Origin of the sequence: Streptomyces sp. (assembly GCF_035563135.1) — a bacterium.
GTDB lineage: Bacteria > Actinomycetota > Actinomycetes > Streptomycetales > Streptomycetaceae > Streptomyces.
In genome coordinates this window covers 1-3,355 of sequence record NZ_DATMVN010000625.1, presented here as the reverse complement: position 1 = coordinate 3,355, position 3,355 = coordinate 1, and the positions used below count along the sequence as shown (strand labels likewise).

Here is a 3,355-nt window from a genome sequence, read left to right as displayed (position 1 = left end):
CGAAACGGGATCCTGCTGATTCGCTTTCCAGCGTCCCGCTTTCGCGTTTCCCTTTCCGGCGAGTCCGACTCTATCAGATCCTTTCGGGCCTGATTCCCGGTCGGCGGGATTTGTCTTCCCGGCCGCTGGGCCGTTCCGACGAGTGAGACTTTAGCGGAATCCCCGGCCCCGACGCTAATCGGCTCGCCCTCGAACACTGATTCCTCATTTCGCACGTGCGCACATAAAAACGCACGACAGATGTCGCTCGTTTCGAGTGGTCACTGCGGAATGATTGCCCGGGGACCGACCGGAGTCGGCGCTCACGTCGGACAACTCGGAGCACATTACGCAGCCGCAGAAGCCGTGTCAACCCCCGCCCGACTCGGCCCGGTCACGGCCATGCAGGCGCTCAGCCGTTGCCCGTGGCCAGCTCGCGGCTGCGGTCGCGGGCGGCTTCGAGGGCTGCGATGAGGGCGGCCCGTACGCCGTGGTTCTCCAGCTCCCGGATGGCGCTGATGGTGGTGCCGGCCGGACTGGTGACGGCCTCGCGGAGCTTGACCGGGTGTTCGCCGCTGTCCCGGAGCATGACCGCCGCGCCGATGGCGGCCTGGACGATCAGATCGTGGGCCTGGGCGCGGGGCAGGCCGAGCAGAATTCCGGCGTCGGTCATCGCCTCGACGAGGAAATAGAAGTAAGCGGGTCCTGATCCGGAGAGTGCGGTGGCCGCGTCCTGCTGGGATTCGGGGACACGGAGCGTCTTGCCGACACCGCCGAAGATCGACTCGGCATGGTCGAGGTGCTGGGCGGTGGCGTGGCTGCCCGCGGAGATGACGGACATGCCCTCGTCCACCAGGACGGGGGTGTTCGGCATGACGCGGACGACCGGGGTGCCGGCGGCGAGGCTGTTCTCGATGAAGCCGGTCGTGATGCCTGCGGCGGCGCTGATGACCAGGCGGTCGGCGGCGACGTGGGGGGAGAGCTCGTCGAGAAGCCTGCCCATGTCCTGGGGCTTGACCGCGAGGATGAGGATGTCCGCGCTCTTGGCGGCCTCGGCGTTGGTGACGGTCTCGACGCCGTAGCGGGTGCGCAGCTCCTCGGCGCGCTCGGGGCGCCGGGTGGTCACCAGCAGGTCGCCGGCCCGCCAGCCTGCCCGGATCATGCCGCTGAGCAGCGCCTCACCGATCTTTCCTGTACCGAGGACTGCGACGGTCTGGGTCATGCGATTCATCCTCCGGATGGCGGTGCGCGCTACGCGGTGCTGATCGTGGTCCCCATCCTCGCACCGCGCCGTCAGGTGGTGCGGCGGCGGAGGGTGGCACCTCCCAGGCAGAGGACGAGCAGGGCGCAGCCGGCGACGATCAGGATGTCCCGGTAGAAGTCGGCGGTGATGTCGGTGTGGGTGAGGACCTGGTTCATCCCGTCGACGGCGTACGACATCGGCAGGACGTCGGAGACGGCTTCGAGGACGGGGTGCATCCGGTCGCGCGGTGTGAACAGTCCGCACAGCAGCAGCTGCGGGAAGATCACGGCGGGCATGAACTGGACCGCCTGGAACTCCGAGGCGGCGAAGGCCGAGACGAACAGGCCGAGCGCGGTGCCGAGGAGTGCGTCGAGCAGGGCGACCAGGAGCAGCAGCCAGGGGGAGCCGACGACATCGAGTCCGAGGGCCCAGACGGACAGTGCCGTGGCCAGGAGGGACTGGGCGACGGCGACGGCTCCGAAGGCCAGCGCGTAGCCGGCGATCAGGTCGCCCTTGCCGAGGGGCATGGCGAGGAGGCGTTCGAGGGTGCCGGAGGTGCGTTCGCGGAGGGTGGTGATCGAGGTCACCAGGAACATCGTGATCAGCGGGAAGATGCCGAGCAGTGAGGCGCCGATGGAGTCGAAGGTCCCCGGGCCGGCGTCGAAGACATAGCGCAGCAGAGTGATCATCAGGACCGGGACGATCAGCAGCAGCGCGATGGTGCGGGGGTCGTGACGGAGCTGGCGAAGGACACGGCCGGCGGTGGCGAGGGTCCGGGCCGGGGAGAGTGCGGGGGCGTCGGTGCTCATCGGGTCGTCTCCTGGCGGGCGGCGGATTCGGCGGCTTCGTGCGCGGCGGCTTCGTCCACCAGGTGGAGGAATGCCTCCTCGACGGTGGTGGAGCCGGTACGGGTGCGCAGGGCGTCGGGCGTGTCGTCGGCGAGGATCCTGCCCTCGCGCATGAGCAGCAGCCGGTGGCAGCGTTCGGCCTCGTCCATGACGTGGGAGGAGACGAGGATCGTGGTCCCCCGGTCGGCTGCGAGGGTGTGGAAGAGGTTCCACAGATCGCGTCGCAGCACGGGGTCGAGGCCGACGGTCGGCTCGTCGAGGACCAGGAGTTCGGGCGTGCCGAGCAGGGCGACCGCGAGTGAGACGCGGCTGAGCTGCCCGCCGGAGAGGTGGCCGGCGAGGGCGTCGGCGTGCCGGGTGAGGTCCACGTCGCCGAGGGCACGGGTGACGGCTTCCGTGCGGGAGGCGCGTCGGGCGCGGCCCGGTCGCAGCACCGCCGCGAAGTAGTCCAGGTTCTGCCGCACGGTGAGGTCCGTGTAGACCGACGGTGCCTGGGTGACGTAGCCGACGCGTGACCGCAGGGACGGGTGGCCGGCGGGACGTCCGAGGACGTCGAGCGTTCCCGTGACCTCGGCCTGGGTGCCGACGACGGCCCGCATGAGCGTGGACTTCCCGCAGCCGGATGGGCCGAGGAGGCCGGTGATCCTGCCCGGCTCGACGGTGAAGTCGAGGCCGCGCAGGACCGTGCGGTCTCCCCGTACGACGGTGAGGGCGCGGGCCGAGACGGCGCTCGCGTCCGCGGTGCGCGACAAATTCATCATGTGATGAATATTGATCCCGCCGAAGGGGAGCCGTCAAGGGATGCGGCGTGTCCGGCAGGGGCCGCGGCATCGGCGGACCAGCACGGCGAGCTCGACGAGCTCGGCGAGCTCGGCGACGTCACGCTCCTCGGCCATGCCGTCGGGGAACACCGGGGCCAGGTGGCCGCGCTCCGTGTCGAGGAACCGGCGGGTGGCCTCCTCGCCCGCCGGGCCGGGCACGAGGAACGCCCGATGGCCGGCGATGCCGGCGAGGTGCGTGTCGACGGGCACCGTCCGGCACCACGGCAGCGGTCGTCGGGCGAACCCGTCCTCGGCAAGGTACGAAAGGCTGCTCGAACCGGAACCGCCCGGCGTGCCGTCGGCGCTGTCACCCGTCCCGAGGTGACGGCGCAGCCGGGCGCTCTGGCCGGCGGCCCAGGGGACGGAGTGGTCGGAGACGTCCCACCACAGCGCGAGGCCGCCGGGACGCGGAGTGCCTCGGGGAGGGCCGGGGCCGGGGCGGTCCGGTGCCAGGACTGGGCGTA

3 protein-coding genes and 1 pseudogene are annotated in these 3,355 nt (G+C 70.7%); all 4 read right to left on the bottom strand.

The genetic code is table 11. The features are described 5' to 3' along the window. Positions 1-391 precede the first annotated feature (391 nt). The gene (gene proC, locus VN520_RS27810; protein WP_325749706.1) at positions 392-1,201 is read right to left on the bottom strand and encodes a pyrroline-5-carboxylate reductase; all 810 of its coding nucleotides are present in this window, start codon (positions 1,199-1,201) and stop codon (positions 392-394) included. A gap of 71 nt (positions 1,202-1,272) precedes the next feature. After that, the gene (locus tag VN520_RS27805) at positions 1,273-2,031 is read right to left on the bottom strand and encodes an ABC transporter permease (protein WP_325749705.1); all 759 of its coding nucleotides are present in this window, start codon (positions 2,029-2,031) and stop codon (positions 1,273-1,275) included. After that, positions 2,028-2,831 (bottom strand): ABC transporter ATP-binding protein, encoded by an 804-nt coding sequence (locus VN520_RS27800; protein ID WP_325749704.1) that lies wholly within the window; start codon positions 2,829-2,831, stop codon positions 2,028-2,030. The genes VN520_RS27805 and VN520_RS27800 overlap by 4 nt, the downstream gene beginning before the upstream one ends. A gap of 33 nt (positions 2,832-2,864) precedes the next feature. Further along, positions 2,865-3,355: pseudogene (locus VN520_RS27795) on the bottom strand (hypothetical protein); the annotation flags it as partial.